We start from the raw sequence: 19,256 nt of genomic DNA on the forward strand, positions 1-19,256 counted from the left end.
TTATGGCCGCTTCGACCTCGACCTGAACGACCGGATTGATTTTGGACGGCTTGCAGCGTGAGGCGGCTGATCGGCCTATAACATTTGGGTACACCCCAGAGTGATAGGGCCGAGTGACACCATTCGTCTGTCACAAAAGGGTGGGTTTGCGCTCAATGTGACGATACACTGCAAGAGCCACCCTAATGTGACGGATTTTGCACTTGGCTCGTTGCGTGGCGACAACTACGATGGCCGGTTGAGCGGCAACTATGATGGCCGGTAGGATCGGTTGTCTGGGCTGATCGTAGGGAGGGGCGTAGCCCCGACCGGAGAGCGGACCAGACAACCGGTGGCGATCTTTTTCCCCTTCTTTCGGGGGGGCTGATCGGGGCTGTGGCGGGCGGTGGTATCGGAACACTCATCGAACAACGAGCGATGGGTTTGCGATGCCGGGCCACCACATTTCCGATCAGCAGGTATTTCTCTTCATGACCCATCGTCGCCAACACACCCAGGCCGTCGCGGCTGCCAAGGCCGGTATCAGCGAGCGCAGCGCACGCCGGATCGAGAACGATCCGCAGCTTCCGTCCCAGAAGAAGAAGGAGCGCCACTGGCGCACCCGCGCCGATCCGCTCGAGCCATTCTGGCCACGCGTCGAGGAGTTGCTCCAGATCGACGGTATCATTGCCGTCACGGTCTTCGAGACGCTCCAGGACGAGTTCGGCGAGGATGCTGTTCCCGATGCGATACGACGAACACTTGAACGCCGGATCGCCCGCTGGCGGGCACTGCACGGCGGCGAGAAGGAGATCTTCTTCCCGCAGCATCATGAGCCCGGTCGGCAGGGCCTGTCGGATTTCACGGTATGCGACAGTCTCAAGGTCACCGTTGCCGGCGAGACCCTGGCCTATCGCCTTTACCACTTCCGCTTGGCGGCGAGTGGCTGGGAGCATGCGGCTGTCGTGCTGGGCGGGGAGAGCTTTGCCGCCCTTTCGGAGCACCTGCAGGATGCCTTGTGGAAGCTGGGCGGCGCGCCGGCCGAACACCGCAGCGATTCCCTGTCAGCCGCCTACAAAAACCTCGACGCCGATGCGCAGCGGGATTTTACCCGAAGCTATGACGAGCTGTGCCGTCATTACGGCATGCTCGCTACCCGCAACAACCGCGGCGAGGCGCACGAGAACGGATCGATCGAAGGTCCCCATGCCCATCTCAAGCGACGGCTCGATCAGGCCTTACGCCGGCGGGGAAGCCGCGATTTCGTCAGCATCGAGGCCTGGCGCGAGTTCGTTGAGGCGCAGGTCGCCAGACAGAACCGGCGGCATGCTGCGCACATCGATGCAGAACGCAGGGTACTCAAGGCGCTGCCCGCAAGGCGAACCACCGATTTCGCCATGGTCACCGTCGATGTCACCCGCAACGGCACCGTCGCCATCGATCGGGTTACCTATTCGGTGCCTTCCCGCCTCGTCGGACGGCGCCTCAACGCGCATCTCTTTGACGATCGCATTGAGCTCTTCCTCGGTCCGGACAGGGTAATGTCCACGCCGCGTGTGCGGATCAGCCATCCCCACCGGGGGCACAGCATCGATTTCCGGCACATGATCGGTAACCTGCGCCGCAAGCCTGGTGCGCTGCGCAACCTCGTCTACCGCGAAGCCCTGTTCCCCGATCACGCCTACCGGCGGGCCTGGCAAGCCTTCGATGCCCAACTCGATGGACGGCAGGCCTGCCGCGATGCCGTCGCGCTGCTCGATATCGCCGCCAGGGGCGACTGTGTCGACGTGCTGGCCCGGCGGATCGATGAGGCACTCGACAGAGGGCGCTTGCCCGATGTCGATGCGCTCAGGGACGAGTTCCTGCCAACCGCAAGATCGCAGCGCGATGTCACTATCCCGCCTCCCGATCTGCACAGCTACAACAGCTTGATCGCCAGCGGGGAGGTGTACTGATGACCCGCACCAAGGACCAGGCCGCCGCCGTGCTGCCTACCCTGCTCAAGGCCTTGCGCCTGCCGAGTATCAACCGCAACTGGAAGCGCCTCACCGACACCGCCGATCGCGATGGCTGGCCGGCCGCCAACCTGCTGGCCTCGCTTCTCGAGATCGAGATGGCCGATCGCTCCTCCCGGCGCATCCAGCGCCATCGCGACCAGTCCGGCTTGCCCGCAGGCAAGACCTTCGCCACCTTCGATTTCGACGCAGCCCCCGGCATCCGCAAACCGCACCTCTTGTCCCTCGCCGCCGGTGACGACTGGATCGAGAGCGGCGGCAACCTGCTGCTGTTCGGCCAGAGCGGGACCGGCAAGACGCACGCAGTTGCTGCCATTGGTCATGCCCTCATCGACACGGGGCGGCGCGTCCTGTTCTGCTCCACCACCGACATGGTCCAGAAGCTCCAGTCCGCGCGCCGCGACCTCAGCCTACCCGCCATGCTCGACAAGCTCGACAAGTTCGATCTCATCGTGCTCGACGATCTGTCCTACGTCCGCAAGGACCAGGTCGAGACCAGCGCCTTGTTCGAGCTCATCGCCCACCGCTACGAACGCCACTCGCTCGCCATTACCGCCAACCAGCCATTTTCGGCATGGGACAACGTCTTCCCTGATCCCGCTATGACTGTCGCCGCGATCGACCGCCTCGTGCACCACTCGATCATCATCGAGATGAACGGCGAAAGCTACCGCAAACGTTCCGCCGTCGCCCGTATCAACGCCGGCGATTACGACCCGCCGAATGGCGCCCCGGACCGGCCATCATAATTGTCGCTGGCTTCGCGCTCGGGAGCACCCTTGCTGAGGCAACGGGTAATTGTCGCCAGCGGCAATTACATGCCAACCATCCCATGCGCTTCAGACCCTCGCTTCCGGCCAGCGTCAGCGACAATTACCCAGCGTCGTAATTGTCGCTCGACGGTTGCTCCCCGCAACAGCAAATGGTAGCCAGAATTCACCAACCGGCGCGGCCACCTATCGGCCATCATAATTGACGCCGACCGGACTCCGTAATCGTCGCGCTACAGCTCGTATCGGATATGCCCGCGTCAGCACCACGGACCAGGATCTGGATATCCAGATTGGCCGCCTCAAGAATGCAGGTTGCGAAATTATCCGTTCCGAGACCGGATCGGGGGCCTCGCGGAGCGGGCGCACGGAACTGGAAACGATCATGCAGTTTATGCACACCGGCGACGAGCTGGTCGTGCTGCGGCTCGACCGGCTCGGCCGCTCCACGCGCGATGTCCTGAACCTGGTGCATGAGCTTGATGAAAAGGGAGCTTCGCTGCGCATCCTTGAGCCAGAGGTGACGACGGCGGGCGACATGGGGCGAATGGTCATCACCATACTCGGCATGGTCGCCGATATGGAGCTGAAGTTCATCAAGGATCGTCAGCGCGCCGGGATCGAAGCGGCGCGCGCCGAAGGCGTTTACAAAGGCCGGAAGAAGAACGTCGATGACGATGAAATCCGCCGTCGCCTTGCCGCCGGCGCCAGCAAGGCCCGCGTTGCCCGCGACCTGAAGGTCTCACGAATGACCGTCTATCGGGCGCTCGACATTATTCCGTCACAGACCAAACTGCCGGAAAAGCCGCCCACTGCCAGCATCGCCCTGCATCTGATTATCGAGAACTTCAACAAGCGTGGAAGAGGTAGAAAACCCGCTCGGGAGCGGATTGAGGCGATGCTGGAACGCGACTACGCCATGGTAAAAAACGGCAATTGTGATTACAAACTGACCGTCGCCTATGACCCCGATCCGGATGGCATTTCCCTTGATGAGGAAATCCAAAGCCTCCTCTCCGAGATGTTCAACATCGCAGAGAGCTACAATTGCTCCATGGAAGCCGATATCTACGAGGTCGGTGGTCAGCAACGGTCCTGGTAGAATCAATCAAGCGTTCAGTGTTCGTTCTTCAACCTGGCCAAAATCGCAGCTTCGGGCCGACTGGGCCAACAAGCGTGGAAGAGGTAGAAAACCCGCTCGGGAGCGGATTGAGGCGATGCTGGAACGCGACTACGCCATGGTAAAAAACGGCAATTGTGATTACAAACTGACCGTCGCCTATGACCCCGATCCGGATGGCATTTCCCTTGATGAGGAAATCCAAAGCCTCCTCTCCGAGATGTTCAACATCGCAGAGAGCTACAATTGCTCCATGGAAGCCGATATCTACGAGGTCGGTGGTCAGCAACGGTCCTGGTAGAATCAATCAAGCGTTCAGTGTTCGTTCTTCAACCTGGCCAAAATCGCAGCTTCGGGCCGACTGGGCCAAGATCGCGCTATGATCGCATCTTGCCCTGTCGGATGAATGGAGGGGCGTCTGGGTGGCTCCAGTCCTGCACGTTGCGAAACATCTTTCCTGATGCAATGCACACACCGAAAGAGTAAAAGATGTCTACAACCGGCGCGACAGCCGGATCGGAGAGGATCGATGGCACGGCACGAATATGTGTGTCGGCGGTTTGCCATTGCGGCGTTTCTACTTGCGCCGCTGTGGTATGTCTATGACGCGCTGACTTTTGTCATTCGCTGACAGGTTCCAGAGCTAGGACGGGTCGAGGGCAGGCATGGCCGATCCTGCCCGATCACGATTTGCATTGCCGGGGCTCCTTGCCGACCTGCTCGATGCTGATGTCGTCCCCCTTCACCACAACCGTCGTACCGCCGGTGCCATTGGGTCCGCTGTTATAGGGACCGCCTGGCTTTGCCGCCCGAAATTGACTGATGCCGCCATTGTCCCGCAGATTGATGGTGCGATCGTCGTCGAGAAAATCGATCGATACGATGCTCTTGTCCTTGCAACGGTAGCTGGTCGTCTTCCTGATCGATGGCGGCAGCACGACAGCGGTCGACGTATTGCCGCTTTCATTGGCCGCAGGATCTGGCCCTTTCGTCCTACCGTCACATGCGCAAAGTCCCGCCAACGGCAACAGCAACGCTGCTCTCTGGCACACCAATCTCCTGAACATCCTTGCTCCGATCATGCCATCAGCTTCTTCCGACGGTGAGGCCGCTGCACGGCTTCGCGAGAGTTCGTCCCATGAGGATCGCCAGCCAGCACTCCGTCATCTTCCTCACGGACGACGGGCGTATCGGCCTTGCTCCGACGCAGATGCAGCACCGGGCGTTGCCGCGCATAGCTTGAATCCGTCACGTCAGGCTTCCACGGCTGCGCGTTGTGGTCCACGAGCGCGGCTCCGGCGATGGGATGACCGGTGCTGCCGACCGACATGGGAGGCGACCCGAAAGGCTCTCGGAGGGAGGCGCCGGAGCAGCGGGACATGTCGGTCGGCAGGTGACAGATCGTGGCGGGAAGTAAAGGGCGGTATTCGCGCCACGATCTGTCAAGCGATTGCACCGGGCGCTGGAGAACGAGGCAGCGAACGGGACAAGGTCGTTCCTGCTTATGCTTTCGGCAGTGGCCCGGTGTCCAAAATCGGAACTGGATCGCATGATATGCATCCCTTTGTACAATGGGAGTGAGCGCTCGCTCCGAGTCTTGGATAGGCAAGTCGCTCCTATGGGTCAAGGAGACTCCAACGCACGCCCGTTGTTGGACAGTCAGCGAATTCCGCTTTATGCGGGAGCTCTCACACAGCATCGAGAGAAATGCCCCTGCCGAAGGAAGGTGGATGAAACAGGCTTCAAAAGCAAAAACGCCTGGAGAGGCACCGCGCGAAAGGATCATCACCGCCGCCCGCCGGTTGTTCGGATCGAAGGGCTTCCACGCTACCACGACCGCCGAGCTCGCGGCGGCGGCGTCCGTCAGCATAGGCCAGATCTATCGGCTTTTTTCGTCCAAGAGCGATATCGTCCTCTCCATCGTCGAGGAGAAGGCCTGCGTCCGCGTCGCGGAAATGCACGGAATCTTTGACACCGTCGAGCGCGGCGAGTGCTCGATGTTCGATGCCGTAAAAGCAATCGCTGCGGTCTCGCTGCAGAACAGCGATGGCGACCTGTTCTATGAGATCCTTGCCGAAGCCTGCCGCAATGCCTCGGTCGCCGATCGCATCGAAACCCTGTTCGCCTTCTATCGCGCAGGCGTGCGGCGATTGGCCGGACTCGCGCGACCGGACGTATCGCCCGCCGAGCTCGATGCCTATGTCGACGTCATGATGGCCTGCTTCATCGGTCTCGGTCACCGAACCGCGGCGTCGCATTCGGTGGACATCGAGCAGACCAGCCGGAACACCGCTTGCCTGATGATGCGCGCACTGGGCCTGAGCGAGCAGATTCCAGCCGCCGATCACCAATCCGCAACCTGATCCGATACAGCCGACGACATCAATCATCCGCAGAACGGCGCTCCGCTCAGACCGTGATCAATCCCGCCGGCCAGCCACTGACAGCAGCGCATGCCGTCTGCAACACGACCGCGATGACTGCCTGCGGTCTGCGTCCGACGCGAAGCGCGCGCCGGGCGCGCATGCCAGCCACGGCATGGACAACAGCGACGAAGCCAACCCAGGGAAAGCGCGGGATCGTGGCTTGCGTCGACGACAGCAAGATTCCGCCAGCGCCCGCGAGGCCCATAGATCCAAGAGCGCAGAAATAGAGCAGACGGCCGAGGCTGCCCAAGCCGATCGGCCTGCGCGGAGCCGCGACAACCACGAACGCCCACGCAAGGGTGAACAACAGAGCGACGACCGGCAGGTTGCGATAAGCTTCAAGAACACCGTGCATCGCAGCTATCGATTGCCTCTTCGGGAGCGCGGCTTCGCTCGTCGGCCCACTCCAACACGGCGCCGCGCCGGGCGTATCGATGGCGGACCGAACGACAAGCACGCGCTATTTTTTCGCTTGGCCGTCACAACAGCGCGCCCCGACCCCGGCAGCAGTTTCCGCCGCCCCATGTTCTGTGGCTGCCGCATCGCATGCGCCGAAAATACCGGCGAGCGCGATGTCCCGGATTCCGCGGAGAGCAGGACGCGCCGCGCCCGATTTCGCCTGGAGCGCGATGCCATCACACAAGGCGGTGACATATCGCGCGACCGCCCGACAATCGGTTTCCCTGGCGAACTCGCCTTCATCTCGCGCGCGAGCCAACCTTTGCGCCAGCAATTGCTCGAATTTCCGCCGCCAGCACAGAACATGGACGCGCATTTCCTCATTCTCCCTGGCGCAAGCCATCGCACCTTGCGCGAGAAGAGATCCAGGCGGCGTATCGCCGGCGGTAACCGACCGGATCATGCCATCGATCAAGTCCCGCACGACTTCGGCGACGGTGATTTCGTCCAAGGCCTTGAAGAAAAACCCCGCATACCGTTCGACGAAATGGTCGACCGCCAGACGGAAGAGTTGTTCCTTGCTGCCAAAGACCCTGTAGATACTTGGCTTGGATATGCCCATCGCTGCTTCCAGATCCGCGATGCTGGTCCCCTCATATCCTGTCAGCCAGAATGCCCGCGTGGCGATATCGAGAGCGTCATCCGGATCGAATTGCCGTTGTCGTGCCATTTTTAGTGCTTCTTGTCGGTCGGGGATCAGCCCAGATGGCCACTTGCAGCACAATCATGGACGATCTGGTTGCCCTGCGTTGTCACTCGGCAAGCGGTCGGTCGACTTGGCAGGCCCTTGGGAGTGAGCGCTCGCTCTATTCTTTCTGGATCAGCTTCACGGCGGTGTCAAGCTCCGGCTGACCGTATCGCAAAATGAGATTATCCGCGATCTTCAGCTACCGCAGTGCGGCATTATCTTATAGTATTTTCAGTAATTTATGCAGCCATGCGATGAACCGCGCAAAATCGGTTGCCGTACCGCGCACCTTGACCTATTTGCACCGCAGCATCTGGGAGTGAGCGCTCATTCCTAAATTTCGTCACGGGATTCTCTATGTTGGTTTGCAGATCGGCCAAGGCTTTGATGCCATTCTTGCTTGTCCTGCTGGCCGGTTGCGGCGGCGAAGAGCAACCAAAGGCACCGCCACCAGAAGTGGGCGTCGTCACGCTCAAGAGCGAACCGGCCACATTGACCAGCGAGTTGCCCGGCAGGATCGCAGCCGTCGAAACTGCCGAAGTTCGTCCCCAGATCAGCGGCGTCATTCGCCGGCGCCTTTTCGAGGAGGGCTCGCTCGTTCGCGCGGGTCAGATTCTCTACGAGATCGAAGATGCTCCCTATCGGGCCGCGCTGGGCAGCGCGCGGGGCGGCTTGGCCCGCGCCGAGGCGGCGATCGATGCCACTCGCCTGCAGGCCGAACGCTATCGGGAACTGGTCGGCATCAACGCGGTGAGCCGTCAGGACGCCGACAATGCCGTGGCCTCCGCAAAGCAGGCACGCGCCGACGTCACAGCGCAACGCGCAGCCGTGCAGGCGGCCGAGGTCAATCTCGGCTTCACTCGGATCAGGGCACCGATTTCGGGCCGGATCGGGCGCTCGCTGTTCACACCCGGCGCGCTGGTGCAGGCAGGTCAGGCCGATCCGCTTGCGACGATCCAGCGCACCGGCACGGTCTATGTCGACGTCACGCAATCGGCCTCCGAAATCCTTAATCTACGCGAGGCCATGCGCGCGGGCGGACTGACGCGTGACAATGACAGCGCACGCGTCGAATTGCTCCTTCCCAATGGGAAGACCTATCCGATCGAGGGGCGTTTGCAATTTTCTGAAGTCACGGTCGACCCCTCGACGGGAGCCGTCACGCTGCGGGCCACCTTCCCCAATCCGGACGGAGTGCTGCTGCCCGGCATGTATGTCCGGGCGCGGCTGGTGGACGGCGTCCGCCAAGCAGCGATCCTCGCGCCCCAGCAGGGAATCGCGCGCGATCCGCGCGGCCGGGCCACTGCCCTCGTCGTCAACGCGGGCAACAAGGTCGAGCAGCGGTTCGTCAAGACCGACCGGGCAATCGGCGATCGCTGGGTCATCACGAGCGGCCTCAAGCCGGGCGACCGGCTGATCGTCGACGGCCTGCTGCAGGCCAGGCCGGGGGTCACCGTCACCCCCAAGGCGCCGCAGCCGCGTCGAACCGCGTTAGCTCGTCCGGGCGCCGCATCGAACGACAAGGCGGGGAACTGAGCTATGTCCCGCTATTTCATCGACCGTCCCATCTTCGCATGGGTGATCGCCATCGTGATGATGCTAGCCGGCGTGCTCGCCATTCGCGCTCTGCCCATCGCCCAGTTCCCCGAGATCGCTCCGCCTGCGGTCGAGATTCAGACCCTGTATCCGGGTGCGGATGCCTCGACGCTCGAGAAGACCACGACCACGGTCATCGAGCAGCAGATGAAGGGCATCGACAATCTGCGCTATTTTGCGTCGACCAGCGACTCGGCCGGCAATCTCTCGATCATTCTGACCTTCGAACAGGGCACGAATTCCGACATCGCCCAGGTCCAGGTGCAGAACAAGCTTCAGCAGGCCATGCCGCTCCTGCCACAGGAAGTGCAGCAACAGGGCGTGCGGGTCCAGAAGTCGTCTGCTTCCTTCCTGATGATCGTCGGACTCTATTCACAGGACGGCAGCCATGACCAGGCAGACATCGCCGACTATGTCGCCTCCGAACTGCAGGATCCGATCAGCCGTATCACCGGTGTTGGCGACACGCTCCTTCTGGGCGCGCAATATGCGATGCGGGTCTGGGTCGATCCGGTCAAGCTCGCCAACCTCAACCTCACCTTCAGCGACATCAAGAGCGCGATCCTCAAGCAGAATGCGCAGATTTCGGCCGGTCAGATCGGCAATCTTCCGGCCAAGCCCGGACAGGCGCTCAACGTCACCGTTTCGGCGCAATCGCGGCTCGAGACGCCCGAGCAATTCCGCGATATCCTGCTCAGGACAAATCCGGACGGCTCGACCATCACTCTGAAGGACGTCGCCCGCGTCGAGATCGGAGCCGAGAACTACAGCTTCGACGCGCGCTTCAACGGCAAGCCGGCCTCGGGTCTTGGCATCCGCCTCGCGCCCGGCGCCAATGCGCTCAATACGGTCGAGGCGGTCAAGGCAGAGGTCGCCGAACTGTCGAAGCAATTCCCCGCAGACCTCAAGATCGTCTATCCCTATGACACAACCCCGTTCGTCAGGCTGTCGATCGAGCAGGTCGTCCATACGCTGATCGAAGCCGTCGTCCTCGTCTTCTTCGTCATGTTCCTCTTCCTGCAGAACTGGCGGGCAACGCTCATCCCGACCATCGCCGTGCCCGTGGTGCTGCTCGGCGTCTTTGCCGTCCTCCTGGCGGCGGGCTTCTCGATCAACACGCTCACGCTGTTCGGCATGGTGCTGGCGATCGGCCTGCTCGTCGACGACGCAATCGTCGTCGTCGAGAATGTCGAACGGCTGATCCAGGAGGAAGGGCTGTCGCCCAGGGAAGCCGCGCGCAAATCGATGGACGAGCTCAGTGGCGCGCTCATCGGCATCGGCGTCGTGTTGTCGGCCGTGTTCCTGCCGATGGCTTTCTTCGGCGGATCGACCGGCGTCATCTACCGCCAGTTTTCGATCACCATCGTGACCTCCATGGCGCTCTCGGTGCTGGTCGCACTGATCCTGACGCCGGCCCTGTGTGCGACGATCCTGAAGCCTTCCGCCAGCACCCATCATCATGAGCGCAAGGGCTTCTTCGGTTGGTTCAACCGCACCTTCGACCGCAATGTCGTGCGCTACGGCGAGGGCGTTGCGCGGGTGAACCGCAACTGGAAGCGGTCCATGCTCCTTTATGTGCTTATCGTTGTCGGCATGGGAGCGCTCTTCGCACGGCTGCCCAGCGGTTTCCTTCCCGATGAGGACCAGGGCATTCTCTTTGCCCAGGCCTCGCTTCCGACCGGAGCCACCATGGAGCAGACACTCGGCGCCATGAAGCAGATCGAAGATCATTTTCTCGTCGGCGAGAAGGCCAATGTCTCGACCGTCTTCGCGATCGGCGGCTACGGTTTCAGCGGCCAGGGCCAGAATGTCGGGCTCGCCTTCATTCGCCTGAAGGACTGGGAGGAGCGCCACGGCGCGGACAGCCGTGCCCAAGCCATCGCTGAACGCGCCAACAAGGCGTTTTCGACCATGCGCGCGGGACAGGCGCTCACCTTCGCCCCACCGGCCGTGATCGAGCTCGGCAATGCGACCGGCTTCGATCTGCAGCTTGTCGACGTCGGCCGCATCGGCCACGAGCGGCTTATCGCGGCACGCGACAAGCTGCTCGGACTGGCGGGCCAGGACAAAATGCTGACCCAGGTCCGCCCAAATGGCCTCGAAGATGTACCGCAGCTCAAGGTCAAGGTCGACCAGCCCCGTGCCGGCGCCCTGGGTCTCGATCAGGGGGAGATCAACGACACGCTTTCGACGGCCCTGGGCGGTTCCTATGTGAACGATTTCGTCGACCGAGGCCGCGTGAAGAAGGTGTTCGTCCAGTCCGATGCGGCGTTCCGTGGCAGCCTACAGGACATCGACCGGCTCTATGTACGCGGTGCCTCCGGCACGATGGCGCCCTTCTCCGCCTTCGCCGACAGCAGCTGGTCGTTTGGTCCGGCCCGTCTCGAACGCTATAATGGACGTTCTTCGGTCCAGATCCTCGGTGTGCCGGCACCCGGCTACAGTTCCGGCACCGCCATGGCGCGGATGGAGGAGCTGGGCGAGCAACTGCCCGAAGGGACAGCCTTGCAATGGAACGGCATCTCCTATGAGGAGCGGCTCTCCGGTGGCCAGGCCCCCGCGCTCTACGTGCTCTCGATCCTGATCGTCTTCCTGTCGCTCGCTGCGCTTTATGAAAGCTGGTCGGTGCCGATCGCCGTTATCCTGGTGATTCCACTTGGCGTGATCGGGGCGCTGCTGGCCGCGCTGCTGACTGGGCTCAACAATGACATCTATCTCCAGGTCGGGCTCATCACGACCGTGGGCGTCGCGGCCAAGAACGCGATCCTGATCGTCGAGTTCGCCGAAGAGAAGATGGGCGAGGGAATGGATGCGGGCAAGGCCGCGCTGGAGGCGGCGAAGCTGCGCCTCCGGCCGATCCTGATGACATCGTTCGCATTCATCTTCGGCGTGCTCCCGCTCGCCATCTCGGACGGCGCGGGTGCGGGCGGACAGCATGCGATCGGACGGAGCGTGGTGGGAGGCATGCTGACTGCAACCGTGCTCGCGATCTTCTTCGTGCCGATGTTCTTCCTCGTCGTGAAGAAGCTCTTCCGTCAGGATGCGGCACGCGCGCCGGCACCATCCGGCGGCGGAGATGCCCGCCCCTCCGACCTCGAGCCGCAGGAGGCCTGAGATGCGCGGACGTCGCTTTTTCGCCCTCGCTGCCGCGAGCTGTCTTTCGGCCTGCGACATGGCGCCCAAATATGTTCAGCCCGCTCTGCCTGTGCCGCCCTCCCTACCCGCCGCGGCCGGGACAGAAGCGCAAGGAGCACAAAATCCAGCCGACATGGCGTGGCGAGACTTCTTCACCAGCCCACGGCTGCAACGCCTGGTCCAGCTCGCTCTCGACAATAACCGCGACCTCCGGGTTGCGCTTGCCAATGTCGAGCAGGCCCGCGCGCTCTATCGGGTGCAGCGCGCCGACCTGCTCCCGACCCTCGGCGTGAATGCCAGTGCCACCTATCAGGATCTCCCGGGCGGCGTTCCTGCCACTGGAGGTGCGAGCGGGGGCGCCGCCGCCAGTGGTCGCTCCGACATCTACACGGCCAATGCCGGAGTCTCCGCCTGGGAAATCGATCTGTTCGGCCGCATCCGCAATCTCAACAAGGCCGCGCTCGAGCAATATTTTGCTTCGGTCGAGAACCGCAGCGCCGCGCAGACCGCGTTGGTCGCCGAGGTAGCGACGGCATGGCTGACCTTGGCCACCGACCAGGAGCGACTGCGTATCGCAGAAGGAATGGAAAAGGCTTTCGGACAGACCCTCGATCTGACGAAGGCCCGCTTCGCCAAGGGCATCGCGTCGGAACTGGAAGTGCGCCAGGCCCAGACGAGCTTCGATCAGGCACGGTCGGACATTGCCGAAACCAGGACGCTCATCGCGCAGGATCGCAACGCACTCGACCTTCTCGCCGGCACGACAGTCCGCGAGGAGCTGCTTCCTGAAGGTCTGGGGGCCGTAGAAGCGACGGTCGCGCAGCTTCCCGCCGATCTCCCATCGGAGGTGTTGCTCCGGCGGCCCGACATCGCCGCTGCCGAGCACCAGCTGCGCGCCGCCAATGCCGACATCGGCGCGGCCCGTGCCGCCTTATTCCCGCGTCTGTCGCTGACCGCCGCATTCGGAACGATCAGTTCGGGCCTGTCGAACCTGTTCGGCAAGGGCAGTGATTATTGGTCGGTCGCGCCCTCGGCCTCGCTTCCGATCTTCGATTTCGGGAGGAACGCCGGCAATCTGCGCTATGCCAAGGCAACCCGCGACGCCATGCTTGCCCAATATGAGCGTTCGATACAGCGCGGTTTTCGTGAGGTGGCCGATGCGCTCGCCAGGCGCGGAACGATCGATGCCCAGATGGAGGCGCAATCCTCCTTGCGAACGGCCGCCGCGGGCGCGTATCGGTTGTCTGAAGCACGTTTCCGCTCAGGTGTGGACCCCTTCCTAACGACGCTCGATTCTCAGCGCGCGCTCTATGCGGCCGAGCAAAGCCTGCTTGCCACCCGCCTTGTTCGGGAAACCAATGCCGTGGAGCTCTATCGCGCCCTGGGCGGTGGGTTGAAATAGCCGTGCCCGCCGCCGATGATCGTCGGAGGCGCCGCAGCGAGGCGTTCATTGAAGTGGCCGGAATTGCTTGCGGATCGCACGTTCGAACATGTCAGCCTGATCGCAGCTAATGTCGAGGCAGCGGTTCGCCATCGTCAAAGGTAAGCACGCCGGATTCACGCCCCAATCTATATATGATAATGTCCTTTATCACACACTATCGGGAGCAGATCTTGCGCGCCGTGCATGAGAATATCGAAGGCCCTTTTGCGATCGGAGAGGACTTGGCCGTCTATGGTCTGGTCACGGCCGGCGCAACGCTGCGCAGCGGCGTCAAGCTGATCCTGCACGGCACGATCGCCGGCGACCTCGTGATTGAACCGGGATCACGCGCGATCATCCACGGCACCGTCGCGGGGCGCATCCGCAACGAGGGTGGCCGGGTGGAAGTTTTCGGCATGGTCGACGCCGTCGAGAATCTGTCGCCGGATGCCGCCTCGATCATCGACCCCGCCGCCCATGTCCGCCGTGGGCGAGCAACCGCAAACGGGAGCACCCGCGCATGACCGGGACGGCCGCCGTGACACCCCCACAACGCCGCCCCGTCATCCGGGCCGTCAGCTTCGATGAAGTCGGCGAGGCGATCGGCCGCTTGCTCGCCATCGCCATGCCGTCTACGCGCGCGGCCGAAACCGGCGCGTCGGGCAAGGTCGCGGATTTTTTGCTGGCCTGGTGGAACGGCGACGAGTGCGGGCATTTCTCGATCCTGCACCTTTGCAACGTCGATGCCGTCATTGCCGAGGATATGCTGACGATCATGGCCTATCTGGCGCAGGAGTCGACGACCTACGCCGATGCCTGGGGCTACCGCGACGCGATGCACGACCTTTGGGTGCGCTATCGCGGCGACCCCGCCGAGTGCGTTTAAACGCCTCCGAAGATCCACCGCAAAAAGGGATGCCGGCATGATCGAAAATGAGGACGAGGCTTTTGCCGACAACTACGCCGAGCGCGACCAGGCCAAGGCGCTGCGTGAGCAGGCGCGTGCGGGCGGGCTGCGTTTCGAGGCGTATCTACCCGGCGACATGGCCGATTGGCTGTTGGCGCAGGTCGAGCGGGGCCATTTCGTTGATCCGTCCGAGGCGGTGTTCGCGATCGTCAAGAACTTCATCGACATGGAGCCGCACCGCGATTTGCGCGACGAGCTGCTGCGCCGGATATTGGACGAGTCGGTTGCGCGCGGGCTTGAGGACGTGAAGGCGGGCCGCGTTCGTCCCGCCGATGAGGTGTTTGACGAATTGCGCCGGGAGCTGGCGAAGCCCCGCCCCGAGCCGGCCCGCTGGCAGAAGATCGCACGATGAATCAGCTCGCCCCCCTGCCCTCGCCGGCGCTGGCGCTGCCGGCCTTGATCGCGGCGGCCGACGACGCCACGCGGCTGCGCTTCCTGGAGTTCTTCGCCGTCACCATCCGCAATCCGCATACGCGCCGCGCCTATGCGCGCGCGGCCGGCGACTTCCTGGCTTGGGTAGCGGCGCGCGGCGTTGCCTCTCTCGCCGGCGTGCAACCGCTCCACGTCGCGGCCTGGGTCGAGGCGCTGGGGCGCGAGCTGGCCGCGCCCAGCGTCAAGCAGCAGCTCGCCGGCGTGCGCCACCTGTTCGACTGGCTGGTGACGGGCCATATCGTGCCGGTGAACCCTGCCGGATCGGTGCGCGGGCCGGCGCATAGCCAGCGGCGCGGCAAGACGCCGGTGCTGGCCCCCGACGAGGCGCGGCGGTTGCTCGACAGCATCGACGTGACCACCCACGCGGGCCTGCGCGACCGCGCCCTGATCGGGTTGATGGTCTATAGCTTCGCGCGGATCGGCGCGGCGCTGGCGATGCGGGTCGAGGACGTGTTCATGCAGAATAGGCGGCTATGGGTCCGCCTGCATGAGAAAGGCGGCAAGCGCCATGAAATGCCCTGCCACCACAATCTTGAGGATTATCTGACCGCCTATATCGACGGCTGCGGCTTGCGCGAGGATCGCAAGGGGCCGTTGTTCCGCACGATCGCGCGCGGCACTAAGCGACTAAGCGATACCCCCCTGCCCCAAGCCAATGCGTTCGCGATGGTGCGCCGGCGCGCGGACGCGGCCGAGATCGGCACGGCGATCGGCAATCACTCTTTCCGCGCGACCGGGATCACCACCTATCTGAAAAACGGCGGCACGTTGGAGACGGCCGCGACGATGGCGAACCACAGCTCTACCCGCACGACCCAGCTCTATGACCGCCGGCCCGATGACGTTACGCTGGACGAGGTGGAGCGGGTGTTGATTTAGCCCGCCTTATTCACCAAAAGTGTCCTGAAGGGTTGGCGGGAGTGGCGTAAGCCTCTGATCTGAATTAGGAACTGGGTGTCTAAGCCGAACCTGCCGCAGGGCAGAAAATGCCACGGGCCACACCCGCCATGAACGATGATATCGCAAGCTCATTTGGATTCCCAGCAGTCGGCCGCAAGAAAATCACAGCTGCGTTCGACGGTGGCCGGCTTACCTCGGATGGCGGTGTTCTACTGCTTGCACAGGCCGAGCGCGCGATGGGGATTTGCCAGCGCCTGGCGGCTTGTATTGCCGATCCGCGCGATCCAGCGCGGGTGATCCATCGCCTGGATGACATTCTGCGTGCCCGTGTGTTCGCGATTGCGTGCGGCTATGAGGATGCCGATGATCTCGATGCTCTGCGCGACGATCCAGGCTTCCGCCTGGCGCTCGGCAAGCTGCCGGAATCGGGCGCGGGGCTGGCCAGCCAACCGACGATGAGCCGGTGGGAAAATGCACCGACTACGCGCGAACTGGCCAGCATGATGGCCGCGATGATCGACATCTACTGCGCCAGCTATCCCGCCCCTCCGACAGCGGTCACGCTGGATATCGACGACACGTGCGACGTCGTGCATGGCTATCAACAGCTCTCGTTCTGGAACGGGCATCATGGGGAGCGCTGCTTCCTACCGATCCATATCTACGACACCGCGACCGGCAGGCCGGTGGCCATGCTGCTGCGCACAGGCAAGACGCCTTCTGGAAAGGAGGCGGCGGGGCACATCCGACGCCTGGTGCGTCACCTGCGCCGTAATTGGCCCGATACCCACATCACTATCCGCGGCGACGGGCACTATGGTCGACCCGAGGTCATGGCCTACTGCGATGCGGCCCGCGTCGATTACGTGTTCGGCCTGCCCACCAATTCAGCGCTGCGCGCCGATCCCGCCATTGTTGCGGTCGCCGATGCCTGCGCGGTCAAGCGCGCCCAGCGTCAGTGTCCCGTCCTGCGCAACTATGCCGAGACCCGCTATGGGGCAAAGACCTGGAAGTGCCAGCGTCGCGTCGTTGCACGGATCGAGGCCAGCACGCTGGGCATGGACATCCGCTATGTCGTCACCTCGTTGGCAACAGGATCGGCCGAGCACATCTACGACACGCTCTACTGCGCGCGTGGTCAGGCCGAGAACCTGATCAAGCGCCACAAGTCCCAGCTCGCCAGCGACCGAACCTCGTGCCGCTCGGCCAATGCCAATCAGATGCGCCTGATACTGCACACTGCCGCATACTGGCTGCTATGGCGCATCCAGCAGGCGATGCCCAGGACCGCTGCTCTGGCAAGCGCGGAGTTTACCACCTTGCGCCTGCGGCTGCTCAAGGTCGCTGCGCGCGTCGTAGAAAGTGCTAGCCGCATCCGCATTGCCTTCGCTTCCGCCTGTCCGGATGCCGACCTGTTCCGCGCCCTCGTTCTCCGGCTGAAGCCTGCGCCGACGTAGCCCATGCGGCAGCGCCGCAGAACTCCGAGCCCAGCCCTTCAACCCGAAAAGCCCATCAATCCGAATGCGGTGAAACAAACGCCAGCGATGCCGGTCGTCCGCGCAATACAGCCAGCCGCAGCAAATGCCCAGAGCGGGCCCGAAACCGAGCGTCGTGAATAAGAGAGGTTAGGATGACGGAAATTCCCACAATCGGGGGTTGTCGTGCAGCTCGCCAATCCGGCAGGGTTTCCGTTCTGTCTTGTCTTATGAGTTTTGCGCCTGCTGGGGCATCATGAGATGCCCGATCCGGGGTGGCCACCCCGGATCGGGCGGAAGGGGATGGATCGAAGTCGTCTCGGTCGTGGAGGACCGCCGATTAGTGTGATCACCCCTTTCTTTTCCAACAGGCCTGGACGGAAACCAGGGCTTCGGGCCCGGATGACAAGAATAGGACAGCGGAAAAGATGGACAATTCTCTACCACAAACGGTCGGCATCGACATCTCGAAAGCAACCCTCGACGTGTTTGCCCATCCTGCCGGTGACGAGCGGCAGTTCGCGAATACGGTCAAGGGACACAAGGAACTGGTAGTCTGGCTTGGGCAATGGCAGATTGATCGGATCGCTTATGAGGCGACAGGCGCCTACCACCGTCGGCTTGAGCAGGCGTTGGCGGATCTGCCATGCGTTAAATTGAACCCGGCCCGTGCCCGCCGGTTTGCGCAAGCAGCGGGCACTCTTGCTAAGACGGACAAAATCGACGCGACGATCCTTGCCCGCATGGCAGCGACACTACAGCCTCCGGTCCGCCCAGCGATCACGCCGCGACAAGCGAAGCTGGCCGAACTGATCAGCGCCCGCGACAGCTTGGTCCGCGACAAGATTGCCGTACAGAACCAGGCGAAAAATCTCACAATCCCGCTTCTCAAGCGGCAGCATAAACATCGTCTGGACCAGATCGACCGGCATATCGCGCAAGTCGATGCAGAAATCGCGGTAAGTATCGCAGCCGATCCAGCGTTGACGCGCCGCCATCAAATTATCTCAGTGCCTGACTCAGAAGTTCCTCAAGCGTAGCAATACCTTGCAGTTCTGCGGGTGAGCATGCGGATGGAGGCTATCGTTGTCCATGCCGTGGAGGATGCGATGGTGGTTTCCCAATCTTTGGCGAGGCGGCGGCATCGGCCAAGCCATGCGAAGGTGCGTTCGACGACCCACCGCCGCGGGAGAACCTGGAAGCCCGTCGCCTTGTCCGAACGCTTTATGATCTCGATCGTCCAGGCCCCTGATCCGGCGAGGGCAGTACGGAGCTTGTTGCCGGCATAGCCCCCATCGGCAAAAACATGTCGCAGCCACGGGAAGCGTTTCCGCACGGCCTTGAGGACATCGACGGCACCGTCGCGGTCCTGGATCTCGGCGGTGTGGACGAGGACGAAGATGAGAAAGCCGCAGGTGTCGGTCAGGATATGCCGCTTGCGGCCCTTGATCTTCTTGCCCGCGTCATACCCGCAAGGGCCGCCGCTTTCGGTAGTTTTTACTGACTGGCTGTCGATCACACCGGCGCTCGGCGAGGCTTCGCGCCCTTCGATCTCGCGCAGGTTCATCACCAGCATCGTGTTCATGGCCTCGAGCAAACCGGTGTTGCGCCAAGCGTAGAAATAGCGCTGCACCGTCGAGACCGGCGGAAAGCATTTGGGCAGAAGCCTCCAGGCGCAGCCGCTGGCTGCTATGTAAAGCAAGGCATTCACCACCTCGCGCATGTCTGTCGTCCGACGACGACCTCCGCGCTTGGCCGGCGGGATGAACGGCTCCGCCAAAGACCACTCACGGTCCGTCATATCGCTGGAATAGCGCAATCCTTTCCGGCTATGCTCCTGCCGGGCAATACCAGTCCATGTCATTGATCAC

Annotated in this window: 19 protein-coding genes; 14 read left to right on the plus strand and 5 right to left on the minus strand. The window is 62.7% G+C overall.

What is annotated here, in order from left to right; translation table 11 throughout:
* The first annotated feature begins 428 nt into the window (after positions 1 to 428).
* The 4 genes from istA to M529_RS48840 all read left to right on the plus strand — a co-directional run bounded on the left by istA (position 429) and on the right by M529_RS48840 (position 4,185).
* Positions 429 to 1,934, plus strand: coding sequence for an IS21 family transposase (gene istA, locus M529_RS46380; protein WP_009823667.1), 1,506 nt, complete (start codon positions 429 to 431; stop codon positions 1,932 to 1,934).
* Entirely contained in the window at positions 1,934 to 2,743 is an 810-nt protein-coding gene (istB, locus tag M529_RS46385; RefSeq protein WP_009823666.1) for an IS21-like element helper ATPase IstB, read from the plus strand. The genes istA and istB overlap by 1 nt, the downstream gene beginning before the upstream one ends.
* Before the next feature lie 223 nt (positions 2,744 to 2,966).
* The gene (locus M529_RS46390) at positions 2,967 to 3,866 is read left to right on the plus strand and encodes a recombinase family protein (RefSeq protein WP_021317603.1); all 900 of its coding nucleotides are present in this window, start codon (positions 2,967 to 2,969) and stop codon (positions 3,864 to 3,866) included.
* Between the two features lie 115 nt (positions 3,867 to 3,981).
* Complete coding sequence (locus tag M529_RS48840; RefSeq protein WP_021320009.1) at positions 3,982 to 4,185, plus strand: hypothetical protein; 204 nt, start codon at positions 3,982 to 3,984, stop codon at positions 4,183 to 4,185.
* 382 nt (positions 4,186 to 4,567) lie between these two features.
* On the opposite strand, the gene M529_RS49870 is transcribed toward M529_RS48840, so the two are convergent.
* Together M529_RS49870 and M529_RS46400 are read right to left on the minus strand one after the other, a co-directional pair.
* Positions 4,568 to 4,822 (minus strand): hypothetical protein, encoded by a 255-nt coding sequence (locus tag M529_RS49870; RefSeq protein ID WP_021320010.1) that lies wholly within the window; start codon positions 4,820 to 4,822, stop codon positions 4,568 to 4,570.
* 140 nt (positions 4,823 to 4,962) lie between these two features.
* Positions 4,963 to 5,214, minus strand: a complete 252-nt coding sequence (locus tag M529_RS46400; protein ID WP_021320011.1) for a hypothetical protein — start codon at positions 5,212 to 5,214, stop codon at positions 4,963 to 4,965.
* Positions 5,215 to 5,461: 247 nt separating this feature from the next.
* Here M529_RS46400 and M529_RS0125270 point away from each other — a divergent pair, with 247 nt between their 5' ends.
* Positions 5,462 to 6,247 carry a TetR/AcrR family transcriptional regulator gene (locus tag M529_RS0125270; protein ID WP_161626387.1) on the plus strand — a complete coding sequence of 262 codons (786 nt, stop codon included), beginning with the start codon at positions 5,462 to 5,464 and terminating at the stop codon, positions 6,245 to 6,247.
* Positions 6,248 to 6,293: 46 nt separating this feature from the next.
* Here the strand turns inward: M529_RS0125270 and M529_RS46405 are convergent, their stop codons facing one another.
* On the minus strand, positions 6,294 to 6,665 hold the full coding sequence (locus M529_RS46405; RefSeq protein WP_021320013.1) for a hypothetical protein: 372 nt from the start codon (positions 6,663 to 6,665) through the stop codon (positions 6,294 to 6,296).
* A gap of 105 nt (positions 6,666 to 6,770) precedes the next feature.
* A complete protein-coding gene (locus M529_RS46410) occupies positions 6,771 to 7,439 on the minus strand; it encodes a TetR/AcrR family transcriptional regulator (protein WP_021320014.1) in 669 nt (222 codons plus the stop codon).
* A gap of 375 nt (positions 7,440 to 7,814) precedes the next feature.
* Here M529_RS46410 and M529_RS46415 point away from each other — a divergent pair, with 375 nt between their 5' ends.
* The 9 genes from M529_RS46415 to M529_RS46455 all read left to right on the plus strand — a co-directional run bounded on the left by M529_RS46415 (position 7,815) and on the right by M529_RS46455 (position 18,425).
* On the plus strand, positions 7,815 to 8,993 hold the full coding sequence (locus tag M529_RS46415; protein WP_051184118.1) for an efflux RND transporter periplasmic adaptor subunit: 1,179 nt from the start codon (positions 7,815 to 7,817) through the stop codon (positions 8,991 to 8,993).
* 3 nt (positions 8,994 to 8,996) lie between these two features.
* Complete coding sequence (locus M529_RS46420) at positions 8,997 to 12,167, plus strand: efflux RND transporter permease subunit (protein WP_021320016.1); 3,171 nt, start codon at positions 8,997 to 8,999, stop codon at positions 12,165 to 12,167.
* 1 nt (position 12,168) lies between these two features.
* Positions 12,169 to 13,590, plus strand: a complete 1,422-nt coding sequence (locus M529_RS46425; RefSeq protein ID WP_031295751.1) for an efflux transporter outer membrane subunit — start codon at positions 12,169 to 12,171, stop codon at positions 13,588 to 13,590.
* Between the two features lie 212 nt (positions 13,591 to 13,802).
* The gene (locus tag M529_RS46430) at positions 13,803 to 14,135 is read left to right on the plus strand and encodes a hypothetical protein (protein ID WP_031295753.1); all 333 of its coding nucleotides are present in this window, start codon (positions 13,803 to 13,805) and stop codon (positions 14,133 to 14,135) included.
* A complete protein-coding gene (locus M529_RS46435) occupies positions 14,132 to 14,497 on the plus strand; it encodes a DUF7673 family protein (protein ID WP_021320019.1) in 366 nt (121 codons plus the stop codon). Before M529_RS46430 ends, M529_RS46435 begins: the two co-directional genes overlap by 4 nt.
* A gap of 37 nt (positions 14,498 to 14,534) precedes the next feature.
* A complete protein-coding gene (locus M529_RS46440) occupies positions 14,535 to 14,930 on the plus strand; it encodes a CopG family transcriptional regulator (protein WP_021320020.1) in 396 nt (131 codons plus the stop codon).
* On the plus strand, positions 14,927 to 15,889 hold the full coding sequence (locus M529_RS46445; RefSeq protein ID WP_021320021.1) for a tyrosine-type recombinase/integrase: 963 nt from the start codon (positions 14,927 to 14,929) through the stop codon (positions 15,887 to 15,889). The genes M529_RS46440 and M529_RS46445 overlap by 4 nt, the downstream gene beginning before the upstream one ends.
* A gap of 128 nt (positions 15,890 to 16,017) precedes the next feature.
* Positions 16,018 to 17,367 carry an IS1380-like element ISSp1 family transposase gene (locus tag M529_RS46450; RefSeq protein WP_013039775.1) on the plus strand — a complete coding sequence of 450 codons (1,350 nt, stop codon included), beginning with the start codon at positions 16,018 to 16,020 and terminating at the stop codon, positions 17,365 to 17,367.
* A gap of 446 nt (positions 17,368 to 17,813) precedes the next feature.
* Complete coding sequence (locus tag M529_RS46455) at positions 17,814 to 18,425, plus strand: IS110 family transposase (protein WP_021320022.1); 612 nt, start codon at positions 17,814 to 17,816, stop codon at positions 18,423 to 18,425.
* Here the strand turns inward: M529_RS46455 and M529_RS46460 are convergent.
* The gene (locus tag M529_RS46460; RefSeq protein ID WP_040601366.1) at positions 18,416 to 19,249 is read right to left on the minus strand and encodes an IS5 family transposase; all 834 of its coding nucleotides are present in this window, start codon (positions 19,247 to 19,249) and stop codon (positions 18,416 to 18,418) included. The genes M529_RS46455 and M529_RS46460 overlap by 10 nt on opposite strands.
* Between the last annotated feature and the right edge of the window lie 7 nt (positions 19,250 to 19,256).

The organism is Sphingobium ummariense RL-3 (assembly GCF_000447205.1).
Taxonomy (GTDB): domain Bacteria; phylum Pseudomonadota; class Alphaproteobacteria; order Sphingomonadales; family Sphingomonadaceae; genus Sphingobium; species Sphingobium ummariense.